The sequence below is a fragment of the Dyadobacter fanqingshengii genome, from assembly GCF_023822005.2.
GTDB classification, from domain to species: domain Bacteria; phylum Bacteroidota; class Bacteroidia; order Cytophagales; family Spirosomataceae; genus Dyadobacter; species Dyadobacter fanqingshengii.
The window spans coordinates 5,834,755-5,854,127 of sequence record NZ_CP098806.1; the positions used below are offsets into that span (position 1 = coordinate 5,834,755).

The following is a 19,373-nucleotide window of genomic DNA, read 5'->3' on the forward strand; positions in this document are numbered from 1 at the left end:
GCCATGAAAAGAAATATTTCAGTATTTATCCTACTCATCCTCCTCGCATCGTCATTCAAATACAGATCGAAATCACGCGAGGCCGTTTTACCTTCTGATGCAGACACCAAAAAATTGGTTTCCAATGTTTCTTTACCATCGTCCACATTTGAAGAAACGGTGTTGAAAATGCAGCAGGGAAATCGGGAATTTGCGCAGGGAAATGCTTCGACATTCAAATCGCTTTGGTCTCGTTCAGAAGATGTTACCAATTTTTGCGGCCTTAATAGTCAGGAATCCAAAGGCTGGCTGGACGTGGAAAAAAGCATAGATGATTTTAATAAAAAAATCGTCCGCAAAAAGAGTTACAGCCTCGAAAAAATTGCAAGTCATGCGGGTCCTGAGCAGGGATATGTGCTTCAAAAAGAACATTATGTGCTTGCCAACGGCCAAAGCCTGGATCTCCATGTCACCCTCGTTTTGCGTCTCGAAAACAATCAATGGAAAATCGTACACCGCCATTCCGATGAGCTGGCTATGTCCGTTGGATCTGCCATTGCAGTTAAATAATTCCCGTCGCTTCTCTATATTTTATTCAATTCGTCGCTTCCAATTAATTTGTTGTTATTTTGCACCTTTTGGCAAAGGGCGACTTAACAATTTATGGAAAGATTTACGGGACTACTGGGTATTATATTGATCCTGGGCATCGCCTTTGCGATGTCGAATAACAGAAAGGCTATCAATTACCGGACAGTAGGCGTGGGGTTGGCACTTCAATTTGGTCTGGCTGTTTTCATTCTTCGCACAGAAACTGGTCAAGCCATTTTTCAATGGTTAGGCGATAAAGTTCAGAAATTACTTTCCTTTTCCGATCGGGGCGCGGATTTCGTGTTCGGGACATTGGTAAGGCCCGACTTAATGCAACGCGCATTTGGTCCCGGTAACGATTTCGTATTTTTCTTTAAAGTAATTCCTACGATCATTTTTGTCGCCGTCTTGGTGAATATGCTCTACCATTTGGGCATTATGCAGCGGGTTGTATCCATTATTGCCCGCGGAGTTTATTGGCTTATGGGTGTGAGCGGCGCGGAAGCACTTTCGAATGTGGCGAGTACATTCGTGGGTCAGGTTGAGGCGCAGATCATGATCAAGCCTTATCTCAAAAATATGACTAACTCCGAGTTAATGGCTTCCATGACAGGGAGTTTTGCATGTATAGCCGGAGGGGTTATGGCGGTTTACATTTCGCTGGGCGTTCCGGCGCCTTATCTTATTGCTGCAAGCTTAATGGCAGCGCCGGGCGCATTGGTGATTTCAAAAATCGTTTTTCCGGAAACTGAACATTCCAGCACGAAAGGCGTTGTTAAGCTCGAAATTCAGAAAACGCACGCAAATCTACTGGATGCAATTGCAGCGGGTGCAAGCGAGGGATTGAAAGTTGGCTTTAATGTAATTGCGATGCTAATCGGCTTTATAGCATTGGTTGCGCTGCTGGATTATTTGCTTGGTTTAATCGGTGGCCTGTTTGCATTCCCGCAATTGAGTTTTAATTTTCTTTTGGGAAAAGTGTTTTCAGTTTTCGCCTGGGCAATGGGCGTTCCGGGTAAGGATATAGAAGCCGCTGGCTCCTTGATGGGGACTAAAATGGTTATCAATGAATTCGTGGCTTATCTGGATCTCGTAAAAATGAAGGACACGCTCGACCATAAGACGATCGTCATCACCAGTTTTGCCCTTTGCGGTTTTGCCAATTTCAGCTCCATAGCCATCCAGGTTGGAGGCATCGGTGAGCTCGCTCCTTCGCGGCGCGCTGACTTGGCGCGGCTGGGTTTTAAAGCGCTCATTTGCGGAACATTGGCATCTTACATGTCTGCAACGCTCGCCGGATTACTGCTGTAATGCTTCAAATAGCCTTGCTTTGGCATGGATATTTGTGTCTAACCACTTATGTCGTCACACATAGGAATTGTTAGATAACACAAGTATGAAAAACGTAAAGCTGTATTTCTCTATCATTAAGGAAAGTTTTAATGAGTTTATGAATGATAATGGGCTGAAACTGAGCGCGGCTTTATCATATTACACCATATTTTCGTTAGCCCCAATGCTGCTGGTCATCATCTCGATTTTCAGCATTTTTTTTGGTAAAGATGCCATTCAGGGAGAATTGTTTGGGCAAATCAGAGGACTGGTAGGCGCTAATGCAGCACTTCAATTGCAGGAAATTCTGAAAAATGCAGAGCTTTCGAACAAGTCGGGTATTGCCGCCGCGATCGGAATTGGAACATTATTGATTGGCGCAACAGGGGTTTTTGCTGAAATGCAGGATTCGATCAATTATATATGGTCTATCAAATCAAAACCAAAAAAAGGCTGGCTGCAATATCTTAAAAATAGGCTTACGTCCTTTTCCCTTATTCTGACGTTAGGGTTCCTGCTGGTTGTGTCTTTGGGCGCAAGTGCGCTCGTTGATGTGCTTAGCAACCAGTTGAACCGGTATTTTTCGGAAGCGTCCGTCGTGATTTTCTATGTTATTAACCTTGCGCTTGTTCTTACAATCATAACAGCACTTTTCACAGTCATATTCAAGGTGCTGCCTGACGGCGACCTGCGTTGGAAGGAATGTATGGTTGGAGCTGCTTTTACTGCGATTTTATTCCTTATTGGTAAATTCGTAATCAGTTTTTATTTGGGCCAGTCGGATCTTGGAGCCGCATATGGCACGTCGGCATCCATCGTCATTTTACTGACCTGGATTTATTATTCCTCCATCATTCTCTATTTTGGGGCTGAATTTACCAAAGTCTATGCTAAGCAAGACGGCATCGGCATTGCTCCCAACAAGCACGCCGTGCTGGTCGTCAGAAAAGAGATCGATGAAGAAACGGGTAAGCTGATTGTGGATTAAGATTAGCGAATCACCAGTTCAAATGGCATTCTGGTTTGCATGCCGCCCATATTGGTAAGCTTCTTGTACATCTTAACGTAGGGAGCAAGATCACCGAGTGCTTTGGTCGTCGCTTTTTCTTCGTTATCACCCATTATTTTGGTAACAAATTCATCAAAAGGCTTTTTCTTCTCAGGATAATAGCGAACTCTGTAATCTCCCTCATTAAGCTTGGCAGCCTTTGCGGCTATCTTAATGGCATCATCAACACCGCCCAGAACATCAACAAGCCCATTTTCCTTGGCTTCAACACCAGACCAAACGCGACCTTGCGCAAGGCTTTTCAGTTTTTCAACCGACATTTTCCTGCCGGCAGCCGCTTTTTTGGTGAATGTTTCATAACCTTCATTTACACTCTTCTGGATCATTGATTTTTCAAATTCCGTCATATCGCGGGTTGCCGTAGGCCAGTCAGCATGCGGGCTTGTGCCTACGCCGTCAAATGTGATCCCAAGCTTGTTGTTCATAAAATCTGTAACATTAAATATCAGGCCGAAAATGCCGATAGAGCCTGTAATGGTGTTTGGCTGTGCAACAATTTTGTCACAACCCATGGCCATGTAATAACCGCCAGAAGCCGCAACATCAGACATAGAAGCGATAACAGGCTTCTTTTTAGCAGTAAGCTGAATTTCACGCCACATTACATCAGATGCCAGCGCACTTCCGCCCGGGGAGTTAATGCGGATCACGATGGCTTTAATTTTGTCATTCTCACGAATTTCTTTCAGTTCTTTTACGAACTTCTCGGAACCAATATTTCCATCGCCGCCTTCACCGCTTGTGATTTCTCCCTCAGCCACCAAAACACCGATTCTTTTATTGAAATCACCATCTTCGGATCTTTTTCCACCTTTCAGATATTTGTCAACACCCACATAAGCAATCTTCTTTTTCTCTTCAACTTTCAGGTTTCTTTTCAGATAGGCCTCTAACTCGTCCTGGTAACCAAGGTCCGTGATGAATTTGTACTGCAATGCTGATTTTGGATTGTCAACTGCAAGAGAATCAGCAAGTCCTTTCAACTCCGCAACGGGAATGTTACGGGAAGCAGAAATGTTTTTGAGGAAATTACCATTGATAGCGCCAATAAGCTCAGACGACTGTTTTTTGCTCGCCTCACTCATATCCTGGCGCGAGAACATTTCAATAGCACTTTTGAATTCACCTACGCGGAAAACCAATGGTTTGATTTCCAGTTTATCAAATGTGCCTTTGAAGAAACTATACTCGGCTGAGAGCCCGTTCCATTCCATGCCGCCGGCCGGGTTAAGGTAAATTTTGTCGGCTAATGAAGCAATGTAATAGCCTTTTTCTGAGTAAGATTCGCCGTAAGTGACGATGAATTTTTTCGATTTTTTGAATTCAAGAAGCTGGTTCCGGATTTCTTCCAAAGTGGCCCATCCTGCTTCCGGACCCTCTGTTTTAAGATAAATTCCTTTAATGTTATCATCTTGCTGCGCAATTTTCAGCGCTTCAATAATGTCCTTTAATCCAACCGCGTTTTCGTCACCACCAAATGGCCCGCCTATTTCAGCAAAAGGATTTTCAACACCCACTTCCTGGATTGGCTTGTTAAGGTCCAGTTTGAGCACTGATTTGTCTTCAATTACAACCTCATCTTCGGACGAAAACATGGATCCGATGCCGACAAGAATAAACATTGAAACGAAGAGGAATATGATTATGCCGACGAAAGTGGCCAGGACATATTTAAGAAATTGTAACATGGTATGCTGTATAATGGGTTTTATTTCATAGGTACGTAAGAAACAAAAATACGGATTAATTGTCGCGGATTGTAGAATAATTAATGTCGAAAGGTTGTTTGCGGGAGGTAAGTGGCAAAAAAATCCGGCTGATTTTTCATCGGCCCTCCAAGTGTATAAATGCGGGGAATCTGTATTTTTGAGAAAAAATAAAAAATGAAGAAAACCCTTATTCTCGTCCGCCACGCAACTGCGGAGGATCAAACTTTACTGACTAAGGATTTCGACAGAAATCTAAACAGCAAGGGGTTGGGAGAGGCTGCCGTGATGGGCGAGTGGCTGGCCGAAACCAATGTGAGACCCGATATTTTTATTACAAGCCCGGCTTCACGAGCTTATAAAACAGCGGTTATTACCGCGGAAAAGCTGGGTGTCAATGTTGGTTTATTGATTTCCAAGCGGGAAATCTACGATGGCGGACCAAAGGCTTACTTGAATGCGATCAATGGAGTGTCCGAAGAATTTTCTGTGCTTGCTCTTTTTGGGCATAATCCGGATATAACCTATTTTGCCGAATACATTTCCGGCACGAGTCTGGGTTCCATGAAGAAAGGAAGCGTTGCTATTATTGAATTTGAGAATTTCAAATGGGAGGAAATATCTGCCAAAACAGGAAATCTGACCTTATATAAAACGCCCAAACAAGTGCGGGACGTTGATTAAAATGGAAAAACCAAACAAAAGCCAGAGCATATTTATCGTTGTGACCATCCTGTTCATCGCGCTGTTTGCTTACATTTCGTACGACATGTCGAGCCGCACGACGGCTCCCTGGAACAAGCCCAAGCAACTGAACCGCGCATTGCCTGGTGCTACGCCGGACGCCGACTCCCTTTTGCTGGATTCATTATTGGAAGAGGTCAAGTAATCAACCCCGCGGGTGGAATTCGGTAATAACCTGACGAAGATAATCGCGATCCAAGTGCGTGTAGATTTCCGTGGTTGTAATCGACTCATGCCCTAGCATTTCCTGCACTGCGCGCAAGCTGGCGCCGCCTTCAATTAAATGCGTTGCAAAGGAATGCCGGAAAGTGTGCGGGCTCACATTTTTATGAATCCCGGCTTTCTCCACAATATCTTTAATCATTATAAAAATCATCACGCGCGACAGCTGGCCACCTCTTCGGTTGAGAAAAACAATGTCCTCAGCATCCTTAGCAGGGGCAATTTCATTTCGTACGTGATCCAGATAAATTTGCGTGTATTTGATCGCTTCTTTGCCGATTGGGACAAGTCTTACCTTATCTCCCTTTCCCAGGATCCGCAGAAACCCAATGTCGAAATAGCAGTGTGTGAGCTGCAAGCCCGTCAATTCCGAAACGCGTAAGCCTGAACTGTACAGCACTTCAATAATTGCCCGATTCCGCGTTCCCTCCGGCGTGGAATGGTCGATAGCGGAAAGCATCGTTTCGATTTCTTCGTAGGAAAGCACGTCGGGCAGTTTTCTTGGCAAGCGAGGGGATTCCAAAAGTTCGGTAGGGTCCTCTGTAATCTCGTTTTCAAGCAAAAGATATTTAAAAAAGGCCTTTATGCCCGAAAGCATGCGCGCCTGGGAATGTGCAGCGAGGCCAAGCTCAGACAAATATTTTAGAAATGCTGATAAATGTTCCTCATTAATCTTCGCAGGCGGCAATTCGATTTTTGCCAGTTCTAAATATTCTTCCAGTTTTTCAACATCCCTTACATAAGCTTCCACCGAATTGCCCGATAAGGAGCGTTCCAGGCGAAGATAATTTTTAAAATGTTTGATGTAGCTTTGCCACATAGAAGAACTGTTAATCTGATTATTGAATGAAAAAGATCCTGATCCTGAACGGCCCTAACTTGAATCTTTTAGGCAAGCGCGAACCCGGCGTTTACGGTAACCAATCATTTGAGGATTATTTCGAAACGCTGAAAGGTCTTTTTTCGGACATAGAACTGCATTACTTCCAATCCAATCACGAAGGAGCATTAATAGATAAAATCCACGAAGTCGGTTTTACATTCGACGGCATTGTGATCAATGCGGGCGGTTACACGCACACGTCCATCGCACTTGCCGACGCCCTTTCCGCAGTAACCACACCGGCCATAGAAGTCCACATTTCAAACATCCACGCAAGAGAAGCTTTTCGTCACCACAGTTACCTTACTTCGCGTTGCAAGGGGATGATTTGTGGGTTGGGACTCCGTGGCTATGAACTGGCGGTTCACTCATTCAAAAATTAACGAAACACCGCGTTACTAAACAGGATCTTGCCATTATACAGCATGGAGCGGAAAACGGGGTCGTCCATGAGGTAAACGACGTGGCCGCGGCCCATGTCCTGTACGCCCATTACCAATGTGTTTTTAAGCTTTCCAGTCATTTTGTTGCCTACAAAACCAGCTTTATAGCCCGTTTCCGTAAAGTAACCGACATTCCAACCGTCTTTCAAATAATCCGCCTCATAGGCATCACGAACGAGCGTGAAATATTCTTTTCCGCAGCCAAATGAAAGCGGGTGTGTCGTGTCCATTGTAACCTGGAACATGCTGCCCGGCGAAGAGTCGCCTGCATCTTCCCGCTCCTGATCGCCGTATTTCTTGAATGCATCTGAATCCTTCTTTTTGTCGGTGAATTTTTTGGTCAGATTAAATCCTTGCTTGCCTACGAAAGCGTCCGTGGCTCGCTCCATAGCGATTAGTTTTCCACCATTACGGATCCAGTTTTGCAGCGCTTCCAGCTGTTTCTCATTGATGATGTCAGCATATTTGCCGTCAGGAAGGATTAGTACGTCGATTTCATTCCAGGGCAATGTTGAAAGTCGTGCGCCATTTACCAGGGTGACCGGATAGCCGATTTGCTGCTCAAAATAATGCCATACAGCGCCGATTGCGGTCGGGCTTATGCCGTCGCCCGTTACTGCCACTACTTTGGGGGCTTTTAATGAAACAATGTAATCGCTGCCGAAGTCTGCGCCGTTGCTGACATAACCCGTTTGCACGGGTGTCAGTTTTACGAAATGTTTGGTAGCAATCGAAGTGACCAGTTTGTCAAATGCCAGATTTTCATTTCCTTTTTTAGGAATAATCAATGTTCCAGCTTCAAAAGTTGTTTTATTAATGTCGAAAGGAATGTTTGAGCTTTTTACCAAAACTCCATTTTTCAACAAATCAGCAAGAAACGCAGCATGCTCAACCTCAGACCATTGTGCCAGATATGCGTAAGGTGAAGTGGCAGGAACCGGATTCTCAATTTTCTCGGCTTGATATGCTGCGGGAGCCAATTTTTCCTTTAAGCCATAAGCCTTCAAACCATATAAATAGGCAAGTCCCCAGCTCGTAACATCATAAGTGACAGAGTCTTCCAGCACAGGTTTTGGTTCAAAAAGAATCCTAAGCAGGTTCGATTTTGGCTGATAAGCGCTGATTAATAAGTCGTTATTTTCGATTTTAAAGGCCTGTTCGTCCAAGGTTGTCAGTTCCGTTCCTTTTGTAGAAGCAGACTTGCCGGCTATGCCGTAAACAAAGCCCTGACGGGTCATCCAGTCGCCAAATGAGCGAATACGTTCTTCGTTTCCTTTCGCTTTTACAATGTATGTTTTGAAAGATCCGGCAGGCGCATTGGCCGCATCGTCGTGAAACTTAATAAACTCAGAGACAATGCGTTCCTTCTGAGAAAGCACTGCCTCAAGCGTTGCCAAACTCGTTGCGTAATGATGTGAAATGCGGCTGACAAGCGTCAGCGTATCATGTTCGTCTTTGCGTTCAATGCCCAACCCAGCCCTTCCGCCACCGCCTTGCTCATAAGTAACACCGATTGCGCCATTCACCGTCGGCCAGGTGTCGCCATAACTGGGATAGAAAAGATCGTAATTATATCTGGTGAAATAGGCCCAGTTGTTCTTGTCAAAATATTTGCGGCAGTATTCTCCAATAAGATCATTAAACTGTCTCTGCCAGGCAGTTACATCTTTGTGGAAAGGTCTGGCGGCAGGAGGGAAATAGTAACTTCGGGTGTGGCCCATTTCGTGAAAATCAGCGTGGAAATGGGGCATCCATTGATTATAAAGCGCAATCCGCTCTTTTGTTTCTTTTTGCGTTTGCCACGCCCAGTCGCGATTTAGGTCAAATAGATAATGGTTAAATCGTCCGCCCGGCCAAGGCTCGTCATGTTCCAGGCCAAAAGGCGTAACATCCGGTGTCGCATTCTGCACCCGATTATACCATTGCGAATAGCGGTCATAGCCATCCGGATTGATACACGGATCGATCATAACCACCATATTTTTCAAGAAATCCTGCGTTAATGCATTCTGCTTGTTCAGCAACTCATAAACCACTTTCATGCTCGTATTCGCCGACACAGACTCATTTCCATGCACATTATAACTCATCCAAACGATCGGCGGCGTTGCGGCGTCCGGTTTTCCGTCAAGCAGCTTAATGCTTTTCAAATGGTTTGTTCGGATTTTTTCAAGATTAGCAATGTTCTCAGCCGAAGAGATAAATGCCACCATTAACGGCCGCCCTTCATTGCTGCTGCCATATTGGACCAGTTTCACGCGATCCGTATTTTGCGATTGCAATAACTTAATGTAATCTACGATTTGATGATGAAATGCGAATTTGGAACCAAGCGGAAAACCGAGGAACTCATCCGGCGTTTTATTTTGCGCAACCGCGAATTGGGAAAAAAGCAACAGCAATGACCAGCAGAAACGTTTTAACATATTATGAAGGAAATGAATATAAAAACGAGCGAGTCCAAATTTAGAAAGTTACCTCAATTTAATGGCATTGGAAGTTGAATAAAAAAAGTTTTGGTTTGAATGTTCTGGAAATCAGGACGGTGTAAAATAACTTCGTTTTATTTCCGACCGAAGTTTGGAATTTAAAAACGCACCGTGCATCTTTGCACCACGATTTCGGAAAACGGAAACGAAAAGTGAAAGAAAGTGCTTAAAAAACGCGCGAAGTAGGAGACCAGTCGGCCCATTCGTCTAGCGGTTAGGACACGACCCTTTCACGGTTGAAACAGGGGTTCGATTCCCCTATGGGTCACATAACCGCGCGGAATGCGCTTTCAGAAACTACAAAAACCGTCTTATTTTAAGGCGGTTTTTTTGTTGTTTTATTAATTGGAAAGGCTCGAGGATGAACTGCGAATGAATTAATAGTCTAATCAGCGCGCATAAATATGAATATCAGAAAGCTGTTGTGCGAGTTGCTTCACGGCATTTTCAATTTTCTCGGCTTGTTTTGCTGAAGGATGCTTTTTTCCTGTTGCATACTGCCTGACCAGACTTCCATTTAGTCCTGACAACTCCGCAATTTTAGTCATTTTCAAAAAATCAAATTCCAGGAAAAAAGCCGTTAGGTCATATTCAATGAAAAACTCGTAGCTTTTTGGATCGAGATCATGAAAATCTAACAACAGTTGTTTCATTTGTTTCTGCAGCTGCTCAATAGAATCAGCCTCATCTACAATCAAATTATCCTCGTACTCGACTCTCCCCCAAAGAGAACCCTCTTCACCTTCCACAATCAGCCTGATTATTGATCTATCTTCTATCGCTTTTGAGTTCATGCCAAGACTTTTCTTGCTTTTCATATAGCGTTCTGTTATTTCAGCCCAGCTTGTCTTAATATGCTGTGCAATGTTGCTGGTTTCAGATCCCCACTGTGCATTGGAATTGTTATTTTGCCTCTTTTGAAAGGGTGGACCAATTGCAAATGACTTCCTTTCTGCATTTTCTCATACCAACCGTCGTGTTTAAGCAATTTGAGAGCTTCTCTTGAAGTCATCAGGAATCATTATAGTGTGTCAGTAATTTCAAAGTAACAAAAATGTTACTTTATTTGCAAGACCAGTTTTAAATTTGCGCCTGCAGCGCCACTTCCTTCCACCACTCCGTAAACACATTCTCCCCCTTTAAATTAACCTTCTGCCCGATCATAGGCGTCACTAACGGCATGTTTTGCTTTCTGGCTTCTATGGAGGCTCTTTGGATGGGTTCGTTCCAGTCGTGGAGTGCGAGGGAGAATTTAGACCAGTGGACGGGCATTAGCTTGGTGGCTTTTAGCTCGTGGGCGGCGGTTACGGTTTCTTCGGGCATCATGTGGATGTATTTCCAGGCTTCATTGTATTGTCCGCATTCGAGGAGTGCCAGGTCGAAGGGACCGAATTTTTCGCCAATTGTCTTGAAATGCTTATCATAGCCCGAATCGCCGCCGATGAAGATTTTCATGGTTGGTGTTTGCAGCGCAAAAGAGACCCAAATCGCTTTGTTTCTGCTTAATGCTCTCCCTGAAAAGTGCCTGCCCGGCGTAACATTTACTTTAAACCCATCGCCCAGATCAGCTTCCTGATACCAGTCTTTTTCTATGATAATTTTTGGATTGTAACCCCAATACTCGAAGTGTTCGCCGGTTCCGAGGCCTGTAACCACTTTTTTAACTTTTGATTTCAGTTTCAAAATGGTCTGATAATCCAAATGGTCCCAATGGTCGTGTGAAATCATGAGGTAATCAATGGCCGGGAAATCTTCGACGGCATATCTATCCGTTCCTTTGAAACTGGGCGTTGTAAAATACACCGGAGAAGCGCTGCCGCTGAAAACCGGGTCGACGAGGAACGTTTTTCCATCGATTTGCATGAAGTAGGAAGAGTGTCCAAGCCAGACCAGAACATTTTCTGACGGATCTAAATGCAGCAAATCGGTCTTTTGCGAAGGGATTGTTGCGGGCGGAGTGTTGTATTTACTTTTCCCAAAAAAGAATTTGATCAGCACTTTCGAATAACTGGACCCCTCTGCTAAATCAGGCGTAAAGCTTTCATTCTGAAATTTTTCGTCCCTGTAATTGAGCGATTTTTTGATTAACTCCAATCTTGCGCCGGAAGGCTGCCGCCCAAACTGCGGCTGTTGCATAAAAATATAGCCAGCAATGACTAGCAAGGCCAGCAAAATAAATAATATCATAAAGGATTTTTTAAGAATTCGGATCATTGAAAACGGGAAAGGGCAAATTTTGGGGAAGGTAAAAAGTTTTAGGTTTGACAAACACTTTCTTCTGTATTTTTGGTCAATATATTTTAATCACCAACAACCAGCCATGAATAAACGCTTTCTATTGCTCTTTTTGCTGCTTTCGACCTGCATTTGTCAGGCTCAGAACACGGTGGCACCCGACACCAATTGGGTCAGAGAAAACTACATTAAAACGGAGCAATACATTATGATGCGCGATGGGGTAAAGCTTTTTACCGCCATTTATTCCCCTAAGGATTCGTCTCAAACTTACCCGATCCTCATGCAGCGGACGCCGTATTCGATACGGCCGTATGGTGCAGATAAATATCGCCGCAGCCTCGGTCCGAATGCATATCTGATGCGTGAAAAGTACATTTTCGTCTATCAGGACGCCCGTGGTCGATATAAAAGCGAAGGGGATTTCAGGGAAATGACGCCTGCGATTGAGAAGAAATCCGGTATTAAGGATGTCGATGAGTCGAGTGACACTTATGATACGATTGAGTGGCTTTTGAAAAACACCAAAAACAATGGTAATGTAGGACAATCCGGTATTTCGTTTCCAGGATTTTATTCTTCGGCGGCGTTGCCCGATGCACACCCTGCATTGAAAGCCGTTTCACCGCAAGCGCCTATGTCTGATGAGTTTATCGGCGACGATTGTTATCATAACGGTGCATTTTTCCTGATGGATAATTTCGGCTTTTACAGTGGTTTTGATGGTCCGAAAAGTGCCAATGGAGAAAATTATGAACCGTTTTTCAAAGCCGAAATCAAAGATGCTTACAAATATTTCCTGGACTTCGGCCCTTTGAAAAAGGCTAATACGGACGCTTATTTTTCTGATCCCAACAGCATCTGGAGGCAGACAGTGGCGCATCCGGTTTACGATGAATTTTGGGAAAGCAGGAACATTAAGAAGCATTTGAAAAATATAAAACCTGCTGTGCTGGTCGTTGGCGGGTGGTTTGATGCAGAGGATTTATACGGTGCACTGAAAACTTATGCGGCCATTGAAAAGCAAACGCCAGGGAACAATAACCGCCTCGTGATGGGTCCGTGGACGCATGGTGGCTGGGCTGCGCCGCAATGGAAGTCATTTGCACAATATCATTTTGGCGGCGATTTGAACAAATATTTCCAGGAGGAGATCGAAACGAAATTTTTCAACTTTTATCTCAAAGGAAAAGGCAGTTTTGACCAGTCGGAAGTGACGGTTTACGAAACGGGCTCTAATCAATGGAAGAATTATGATGTTTGGCCACCTAAAAATAGTCAGCCTATATCTTATTATTTGAGTGCAAAAGGTTCATTATCAACAAAGAAGCCAACTTTGAAATCAGGTGAGACAGCTTACGAAAGCGATCCTGCAAACCCGGTTCCTTACACGAGTGTGACGGGTGGGCATAGGAACAATGCTTATATGGCCGAGGATCAGCGGTTTGCTTCCGAAAGGCCGGATGTGCTGAGTTTCCAAACAGATTCTTTGGCGGCAGATGTCACATTGACCGGTGAAATCATTGCCAATTTAATGGTTTCTACAACCGGTTCTGACGCGGATTTTATTGTGAAAGTGATTGATGTCTGGCCTGCTGGCACATCGGTTCCGGGAGCAAAAGAAGGGGATAAGCCTGTGGATATGGGCGGTTACCAGCAAATGGTTCGTGCAGAAGTGCTGCGGGGGAAATTCCGGAACAGCTTTTCAAAACCTGAACCATTTACAAAAGACAAAGTCGAAAAAGTGACCGTCAAACTTAATGAAACTGCGCACACATTCAAAAAGGGACATCGCATAATGGTGCAGATCCAGAGCAGCTGGTTTCCATTGGTTGACCGGAATCCGCAGAAATTTCTCAATATATTTGAAGCCAGTGAAGCGGATTTTCAGAAATCGAAAATTACAATTCATCACAACTCACAGCATAGCAGCAGCATAACATTACCCGTCCTGAAATAGGAACGGTTTTTGGTTCCTAAACACCTAGAATCATGAATGTATTTTCCGGGAAAATTCCCGTCTACCTGCTCGCGGGCTTACTTTTCTGCATCTGCACAGCCACATTTGGGCAAACTAAAAAACCACAATTCAGAGTTCTCGCCATGGCTGAGCCGGGCGGGCATCACATTGAATATTCAAAGAGGGCGCAGGTCTGGCTGGATTCATTGGCCGCAAAGGAGAATTTTTCCATTGATTATATTGATAAAACAGATCTGATCAATGATGCTTATCTGGTTAAGTATCAACTCATTATTCAGTTGGATTATGTGCCCTATGCCTGGAAACCGGAAGCTTCTGCGGCTTTCGAAAAATACATCAATGAAGGAAAAGGCGGCTGGATCGGGTTTCATCATGCCACGTTACTAGGTGAATTTGATGGTTATAAAATCTGGCCGTGGTTTTCGGATTTTATGGGTGGGATCCGTTACAAAAACTATATTGGCGATTTTGCAGCAGGAACCGTGGTGGTGGAGAAGAAAAATCATCCCGTCATGAAAGGTGTTCCGGCTTCTTTTTTGGTCAAAAAAGAGGAATGGTACATTTATGACAAGAGCCCGCGGCCTAATGTGGATGTGATCGCAAGCGTGGATGAATCCACCTATTCACCTGACTCCAAGGTTAAAATGGGCGATCATCCTGTCATATGGTCCAATCCGAAAATGAAGGCGAAGAACATTTACATTTTCATGGGACACTCGCCGGTCTTATTTGAAAGCGATGTTTACAAAACCATTTTCATAAACGCCATTTTCTGGGCTGCCGGAAAATAATCGTATGGTTCGTAAATGATATAGCGAGACTTCCCAACTTTGGAGACTCAGGAGTTCCAACCAATCTTCTACTTCAAGCCTTTCCGTTTCTTATACTCCAAAAATCGCTCGTTATAATGCTTCAAATCAGCCTCTTTGAAAGTTTTGAGATAACGCTCCGGCAATTCCAGTCTTTCCTTCATTTGCAGCGTGCCCTCTAACTCGACCAGGGTATTTTTGCCCTTATCATCTTTGTTAAGCTCAAAAGAATCGTACAAATCACCATTGACGGTAAATGCTTTAAATGCAAGTTTGCTTAAATCCACGGTTATAACCTGATACAGCTGCGTATTGGAAGCAGCGCGATCCATCCAATCCTGCAAACCAATGTCATACATTTTCGGCCCGCTTACTGACACTACGTAAATTGGTCCGTCCGGCGTTTGCCGGCTTTCGCCTGTTGGCATATTCAAACCGCGGCCATAACTGTGATCGTGACCCTGCAGCACGATGTCTACATTGTATTTTTTGTAAAGCGGCTCCATTTTCCGGCGCCAGCGATCATTGCTACGGCCTTGTTTGGTGGAATAAACCGGATGGTGATGCACGACGACGGTCCATCGGTTCGGATTGTTTTTTACAACATCTTCAAACCATTCTGCTTGCCGGTTCATTGCCCGGATGCTGTTATCAGCTTCTTCTGAATTCAGGAAAATGAATCGATTATTCTGATAATCAATATAATATGCTGTTTCAATAAGTCCTTCAGGTCCATTTTCAGGCAATGCGAATTGCGGCCGCCAATGCATGGAAACTTTCAGATCATTGTCTGTGTCTTTGAAATATTCATGATTTCCCGGCGTCGAGAGGTTCGGGATCATGCCGTTGATCCAGCCGCCTGCCTCAAACCATTCGCCCCATTCGTGGTCCGCATTGGAACGGTTGATCAAATCCCCCGCATGGATCATGAAATCGGCTTTGGGTAATGTAGCGTAAGCGCCGCGAATCGCCCGGGACCAAAGTGAGCGTATTTCAGTTTGGGCATCTCCAAAATAAAGGAAAGAAACCGGTTCGTTTTTATCCGAAGCCGTGGTAAAATGAAACCATTCACTCCAATTTTCCCCGTCCCCAACCCGGTAAACATACTGTGTCGAAGGTTTCAGATCCGTAAAATTCACCTCATGGTAATGCACCTGCCTGCCATCCAGTTTAATCGGTTGGGTCAATGCGTTCACAATCTTAGCATTAGGCACAAAATCCGGTGAAGGGTCCGCTTCATGAATAGCGGCGATTCCTTTGGTAACCGTCGAATCTGTCCGCCAGTTTACTGCTTGTGAAGTCGCCGGCGCGCCTTTGTAACCCAGGATGATGCGGTCCGGAAATGGTGATGGGGGGTAAATTTTGGTTTGAGCAAAAAGCGCAGAGCTGCTAGTTACGAAAAGGGATAATATAAGTCCTGAAAATAAGCTCTGAGAAGCGGCACGCATGTGAAAATTGAATGGTTGAGACGGTTAAGATACTGGAATCCGTGGCAATCAGGCTATAAATTGTTGATGATCTTTTTCTGCCAGCGTCGTACCTTTGCATTAACAAATATCACTTCACCTTGCATCAGAAAACGCTTTTCATCACGCCGCCGTTTACTCAGCTTAACACGCCATATCCGGCTACGGCTTATCTGAAAGGGTTTTTGAATACGCTTGGCAGGGAATCTTACCAGGCCGATTTGGGCATTGATGTGATTTTGGAGCTATTTTCTTCGAAAGGATTAAGGGCACTTTTTGCTAATCTGGATGAATCGGACATTGAGCTTTCCGAAAATAGTTTTCGCATTTATGCGCTGAAAGACGACTATATCACGACGATTGATCCCGTTATCCGTTTTCTCAAAAACCTCAACCCAACATTAGCACACAGCATTTGCGACCGGAGTTATCTGCCGGAAGCAAGCCGTTTTCAGCAATTGGAGGATATGGACTGGGCTTTTGGAACGATGGGGATTCATGATAAGGCGCGGCATTTTGCAACATTATATCTGGAAGATCTTGGCGATTTGATCCAGGAAGCCGTTGACCCGCATTTTGGTTTTAGCAGATATGCGGAGCGATTGGGAAGATCAGCTACGAGTTTTGACGAAATGGAAGCGGCATTGGAAGCGCCTGATACGCTTTTGTCCCAAACATTGACCCATGTTTTGGAACAAAAAATACAAAAATACCAGCCCGACATCGTATGCATATCTGTCCCGTTTCCTGGGAACCTGTACGGCGGTTTCAAATGCGGGAAATATTTGAAAAAACATTATCCCAACATTCAAATTGTCATGGGCGGCGGCTTTCCGAATACGGAGTTGCGCACATTGAAAGAGCCGCGCGTCTTTAATTACATTGATTTTATCTGTCTGGATGATGGAGAAGCGCCGTTGCTTTCGCTTTTGGAATATCTCGATGGGGAAAGGGAGATCACGCAGCTCAAACGCGTTTACTCCCGGGTGAACAATGAAGTAATTTATCACAACGGCGCGAAGGAAAAGGATGTGCCGCAACGCGATACGGGCACGCCGGATTACAGCGATCTGCCATTGCACGATTACTTGTCTGTTATTGAGATCGTTAATCCCATGCACAGGCTTTGGAGTGATGGCCGCTGGAACAAGCTGACATTGGCGCATGGCTGTTATTGGGGAAAATGTTCGTTTTGCGACATTTCACTCGACTATATCCGGCGTTATGAACCAATGACGGCCGCATTACTTTGCGATCGCATTGAAGAAATCATAACGCAAACGCAGCAAAACGGCTTTCATTTTGTGGACGAAGCTGCGCCGCCGGCATTGCTAAGAGATTTGGCATTGGAAATTATCAGACGAAAACTTACCGTTGTATGGTGGACCAACATTCGTTTTGAAAAAAACTTCACGCATGACCTTTGCCTGCTTTTGAAAGCTTCCGGCTGCATTGCGATTTCCGGAGGGCTGGAAGTGGCTTCTGACCGGCTTTTGGGGCGTATGAAAAAGGGCGTAACGGTTGCGCAGGTCGCGCGGGTGGCGGATGCATTTACACAGGCGGGCATTATGGTGCATGCGTATTTAATGTATGGCTTTCCCACGCAAACTGCGCAGGAAACGATTGATTCACTGGAAATGGTAAGACAGCTGTTTCAGGCCGGGATTGTGCAATCGGGGTTTTGGCACCGGTTTGCAATGACGGCGCACAGTCCTGTGGGTTTGTATCCCGAAGAATTTGATGTGATGCGGATCGGGCCGGATAATGGTAAGTTTGCCAACAATGACCTGGAACATGAGGACCCGACGGGCGCGAATCACGACCTTTTTGTAGAAGGTTTACGGAAATCGCTTTTCAATTATATGCACGGCGTCTGTCTCGATTTCCCTCATTCCAGATGGTTCGATTTCAAAGTGCCGCCAACCTCCATTCCGCCGAATTACATTGAAAAGAGCATCAGTGTATTGCCGGATTTGGGCAACAAACAGAATGCAATTGTAACCTGGCTGGGCAGTTTGCCGGAAATGTCTGTTTTTGAAGAGAAAAAAGGCAAAAAAGTTTACGAAATCGCTGAATTGGTTTTCTACAATAAGAAAAAAGAGTGGGCAGTTGAAACTGACGTTGCTGTGGGTGAGTGGCTTGTTGACATTATGCCTAAACTGCTGTCTTCCAATGCGGAAGCCTATCCGTTGGAAAAACTAAAAAACGATTTCGAAGCCGCCGGATTGGGCAGCTTCGAAACTTTTATGACTTCTATGACCTGGACGCAACTGCGCGCGGGCGGGATGTTGATTTTGTAACTACATTTTCAAAACTGAAAAATTTTCCAGATTATCATCAAATGTTGTGAATGTGGCGGGGTAACCAATGGCAATGCTGCCGATCTGTTTTTCAAGGCCCAACGCTCTTGCAGGCCTGATTGTGGCCATTTCAATTGCTTCTTGCAAAGGAATACCAATCACATTTACGGCATTTCGCACCGCGTCGGGCAATGATATTGTCGCTCCGGCAAGATTTCCATCGGAATTTGTATAGCGACCGTCTTTCAAATAAGCATCGAACTCTCCCCACTTGAATTCAGTTACTTTTTCACCTAAAAACAATGCGTCCGAAATCAGGAACAGCTTGTCTTTTTTGATCTTATAGGCTACGCTGGCTGCTCCGAAGTCACAATGGACGCCGTCGATAATCAAGGGCGCGTAGACGGATTCATTATCAAATGTGGCCCCAACAAGCCCCGGCGCACGGTGGCCGAATGCCGACATGGCATTGTATAAGTGCGTTACCAGCTGAATTCCCTGGTTAAATGCCGCCGTTGCTTCTTCATAAGTTGCATTGGAATGGCCAGCAGAAACGGTTATTCCCGATTCCAGCAGTATTTGAATCTGCTCTCTTGTGAACATCTCCGGTGCGATGGTGATGAGCTTGATAATGTCTTTACCATGGCGAATGATCTCTTCCAGATCTGCATTCGTCGGCTTGCGGACATAACCTGCCAAATGTGCGCCTCTTTTGATCGGGTTAAGGAATGGGCCTTCTAAATGCATCCCTAACACGCCGGATTGCGGGTTTTTGGCCATGTAATTGCGGGTGGCTTCGATTCCCTTCAATATATTATCCTGAGGCGAAGTGATGAGTGTTGGAAGCACATAGGCAGTGCCGGTTTTGACGCTGGCCTGGTAAATGTCGTCAATCGTCTCTTCGTCGGCACGTTCGGTGAAATAGAATTTCTCTCCACCATTGATATGACTGTCAAAAAGACCTGGTGCAAGATTGGTTACGCGTGTGACGGCTGGATCCGGTTCTGCGTATTCCATACCGGCAATTTGCCCGTCTATGACTTGTATAAGCTGATTTCGAAGGATTTCCTGACCGGTGTAAACGGTTTCGGCAAACAATTGGAGTGACATAAATGTAAAAGGTA

17 protein-coding genes and 1 tRNA gene are annotated in these 19,373 nt (G+C 44.8%); 10 read left to right on the forward strand and 8 right to left on the reverse strand.

From position 1 onward, the window contains the following. Positions 1–3 precede the first annotated feature (3 nt). The 3 genes from NFI81_RS24505 (at position 4) to NFI81_RS24515 (ending at position 2,890) form a co-directional block, all read left to right on the forward strand. Positions 4–549, forward strand: a complete 546-nt coding sequence (locus NFI81_RS24505; RefSeq protein ID WP_234616119.1) for a nuclear transport factor 2 family protein — start codon at positions 4–6, stop codon at positions 547–549. A 93-nt stretch (positions 550–642) separates the two neighbouring features. Further along, entirely contained in the window at positions 643–1,881 is a 1,239-nt protein-coding gene (locus NFI81_RS24510) for a NupC/NupG family nucleoside CNT transporter (RefSeq protein ID WP_234616120.1), read from the forward strand. Positions 1,882–1,966: 85 nt separating this feature from the next. Then, positions 1,967–2,890: a YihY/virulence factor BrkB family protein gene (locus NFI81_RS24515; RefSeq protein ID WP_234616121.1), complete on the forward strand. Its 924-nt coding sequence runs from the start codon at positions 1,967–1,969 to the stop codon at positions 2,888–2,890. 2 nt (positions 2,891–2,892) lie between these two features. Here NFI81_RS24515 and sppA read toward each other — a convergent pair whose 3' ends face one another. Then, positions 2,893–4,659, reverse strand: a complete 1,767-nt coding sequence (gene sppA / locus NFI81_RS24520) for a signal peptide peptidase SppA (protein ID WP_234616122.1) — start codon at positions 4,657–4,659, stop codon at positions 2,893–2,895. 195 nt (positions 4,660–4,854) lie between these two features. Here sppA and NFI81_RS24525 point away from each other — a divergent pair, with 195 nt between their 5' ends. Together NFI81_RS24525 and NFI81_RS24530 are read left to right on the forward strand one after the other, a co-directional pair. After that, the gene (locus NFI81_RS24525) at positions 4,855–5,361 is read left to right on the forward strand and encodes a SixA phosphatase family protein (RefSeq protein ID WP_234616123.1); all 507 of its coding nucleotides are present in this window, start codon (positions 4,855–4,857) and stop codon (positions 5,359–5,361) included. Between the two features lies 1 nt (position 5,362). Next, positions 5,363–5,566 (forward strand): hypothetical protein, encoded by a 204-nt coding sequence (locus NFI81_RS24530; RefSeq protein WP_234616124.1) that lies wholly within the window; start codon positions 5,363–5,365, stop codon positions 5,564–5,566. Here NFI81_RS24530 and xerD read toward each other — a convergent pair whose 3' ends face one another. Beyond that, positions 5,567–6,463 (reverse strand): site-specific tyrosine recombinase XerD, encoded by an 897-nt coding sequence (gene xerD / locus NFI81_RS24535; RefSeq protein ID WP_234616125.1) that lies wholly within the window; start codon positions 6,461–6,463, stop codon positions 5,567–5,569. Between the two features lie 26 nt (positions 6,464–6,489). Here xerD and aroQ point away from each other — a divergent pair, with 26 nt between their 5' ends. Then, positions 6,490–6,909, forward strand: coding sequence for a type II 3-dehydroquinate dehydratase (gene aroQ, locus NFI81_RS24540; protein WP_234616126.1), 420 nt, complete (start codon positions 6,490–6,492; stop codon positions 6,907–6,909). Here the strand turns inward: aroQ and NFI81_RS24545 are convergent. Next, on the reverse strand, positions 6,906–9,395 hold the full coding sequence (locus NFI81_RS24545) for a M14 family zinc carboxypeptidase (protein ID WP_234616127.1): 2,490 nt from the start codon (positions 9,393–9,395) through the stop codon (positions 6,906–6,908). The genes aroQ and NFI81_RS24545 overlap by 4 nt on opposite strands. 259 nt (positions 9,396–9,654) lie before the next feature. Between NFI81_RS24545 and NFI81_RS24550 the strand changes: the two genes are divergently transcribed. Continuing rightward, positions 9,655–9,726: transfer RNA gene (locus NFI81_RS24550), tRNA-Glu, on the forward strand. A gap of 121 nt (positions 9,727–9,847) precedes the next feature. Here NFI81_RS24550 and NFI81_RS24555 read toward each other — a convergent pair. The 3 genes from NFI81_RS24555 to NFI81_RS24565 form a co-directional block, all read right to left on the reverse strand. Continuing rightward, positions 9,848–10,276 (reverse strand): hypothetical protein, encoded by a 429-nt coding sequence (locus NFI81_RS24555; RefSeq protein ID WP_234616128.1) that lies wholly within the window; start codon positions 10,274–10,276, stop codon positions 9,848–9,850. Between the two features lie 11 nt (positions 10,277–10,287). Next, a complete protein-coding gene (locus NFI81_RS24560) occupies positions 10,288–10,470 on the reverse strand; it encodes a type II toxin-antitoxin system HicA family toxin (RefSeq protein ID WP_255717682.1) in 183 nt (60 codons plus the stop codon). 68 nt (positions 10,471–10,538) lie between these two features. Next, positions 10,539–11,645: an MBL fold metallo-hydrolase gene (locus tag NFI81_RS24565; RefSeq protein WP_234616129.1), complete on the reverse strand. Its 1,107-nt coding sequence runs from the start codon at positions 11,643–11,645 to the stop codon at positions 10,539–10,541. 133 nt (positions 11,646–11,778) lie between these two features. On the opposite strand from NFI81_RS24565, the gene NFI81_RS24570 reads away from it, so the two are divergent. After that, positions 11,779–13,653 (forward strand): CocE/NonD family hydrolase, encoded by a 1,875-nt coding sequence (locus tag NFI81_RS24570; RefSeq protein WP_234616130.1) that lies wholly within the window; start codon positions 11,779–11,781, stop codon positions 13,651–13,653. A gap of 32 nt (positions 13,654–13,685) precedes the next feature. Beyond that, a complete protein-coding gene (locus NFI81_RS24575) occupies positions 13,686–14,465 on the forward strand; it encodes a ThuA domain-containing protein (RefSeq protein WP_234616131.1) in 780 nt (259 codons plus the stop codon). Positions 14,466–14,533: 68 nt separating this feature from the next. Here the strand turns inward: NFI81_RS24575 and NFI81_RS24580 are convergent, their stop codons facing one another. After that, positions 14,534–15,931, reverse strand: coding sequence for a purple acid phosphatase family protein (locus NFI81_RS24580; RefSeq protein ID WP_234616132.1), 1,398 nt, complete (start codon positions 15,929–15,931; stop codon positions 14,534–14,536). 119 nt (positions 15,932–16,050) lie between these two features. Here NFI81_RS24580 and NFI81_RS24585 point away from each other — a divergent pair, with 119 nt between their 5' ends. Further along, positions 16,051–18,249 (forward strand): B12-binding domain-containing radical SAM protein, encoded by a 2,199-nt coding sequence (locus NFI81_RS24585; RefSeq protein WP_234616133.1) that lies wholly within the window; start codon positions 16,051–16,053, stop codon positions 18,247–18,249. Here the strand turns inward: NFI81_RS24585 and nagA are convergent, their stop codons facing one another. Continuing rightward, entirely contained in the window at positions 18,250–19,359 is a 1,110-nt protein-coding gene (nagA, locus tag NFI81_RS24590) for an N-acetylglucosamine-6-phosphate deacetylase (protein ID WP_234616134.1), read from the reverse strand. Positions 19,360–19,373 lie beyond the last annotated feature (14 nt).

Coding starts and splice junctions, on each gene's coding strand:
- aroQ (WP_234616126.1), top strand. CDS start 6,490: ATGAAAAAGATCCTGATCCTGAACGGCCCTAACTTGAATCTTTTAGGC.
- NFI81_RS24525 (WP_234616123.1), top strand. CDS start 4,855: ATGAAGAAAACCCTTATTCTCGTCCGCCACGCAACTGCGGAGGATCAA.
- NFI81_RS24510 (WP_234616120.1), top strand. CDS start 643: ATGGAAAGATTTACGGGACTACTGGGTATTATATTGATCCTGGGCATC.
- NFI81_RS24515 (WP_234616121.1), top strand. CDS start 1,967: ATGAAAAACGTAAAGCTGTATTTCTCTATCATTAAGGAAAGTTTTAAT.
- NFI81_RS24530 (WP_234616124.1), top strand. CDS start 5,363: ATGGAAAAACCAAACAAAAGCCAGAGCATATTTATCGTTGTGACCATC.
- xerD (WP_234616125.1), bottom strand. CDS start 6,463: ATGTGGCAAAGCTACATCAAACATTTTAAAAATTATCTTCGCCTGGAA.
- NFI81_RS24545 (WP_234616127.1), bottom strand. CDS start 9,395: ATGTTAAAACGTTTCTGCTGGTCATTGCTGTTGCTTTTTTCCCAATTC.
- NFI81_RS24555 (WP_234616128.1), bottom strand. CDS start 10,276: ATGAAAAGCAAGAAAAGTCTTGGCATGAACTCAAAAGCGATAGAAGAT.
- NFI81_RS24505 (WP_234616119.1), top strand. CDS start 4: ATGAAAAGAAATATTTCAGTATTTATCCTACTCATCCTCCTCGCATCG.
- NFI81_RS24565 (WP_234616129.1), bottom strand. CDS start 11,645: ATGATATTATTTATTTTGCTGGCCTTGCTAGTCATTGCTGGCTATATT.
- NFI81_RS24580 (WP_234616132.1), bottom strand. CDS start 15,931: ATGCGTGCCGCTTCTCAGAGCTTATTTTCAGGACTTATATTATCCCTT.
- nagA (WP_234616134.1), bottom strand. CDS start 19,359: ATGTCACTCCAATTGTTTGCCGAAACCGTTTACACCGGTCAGGAAATC.
- NFI81_RS24560 (WP_255717682.1), bottom strand. CDS start 10,470: ATGACTTCAAGAGAAGCTCTCAAATTGCTTAAACACGACGGTTGGTAT.
- NFI81_RS24570 (WP_234616130.1), top strand. CDS start 11,779: ATGAATAAACGCTTTCTATTGCTCTTTTTGCTGCTTTCGACCTGCATT.
- NFI81_RS24575 (WP_234616131.1), top strand. CDS start 13,686: ATGAATGTATTTTCCGGGAAAATTCCCGTCTACCTGCTCGCGGGCTTA.
- sppA (WP_234616122.1), bottom strand. CDS start 4,659: ATGTTACAATTTCTTAAATATGTCCTGGCCACTTTCGTCGGCATAATC.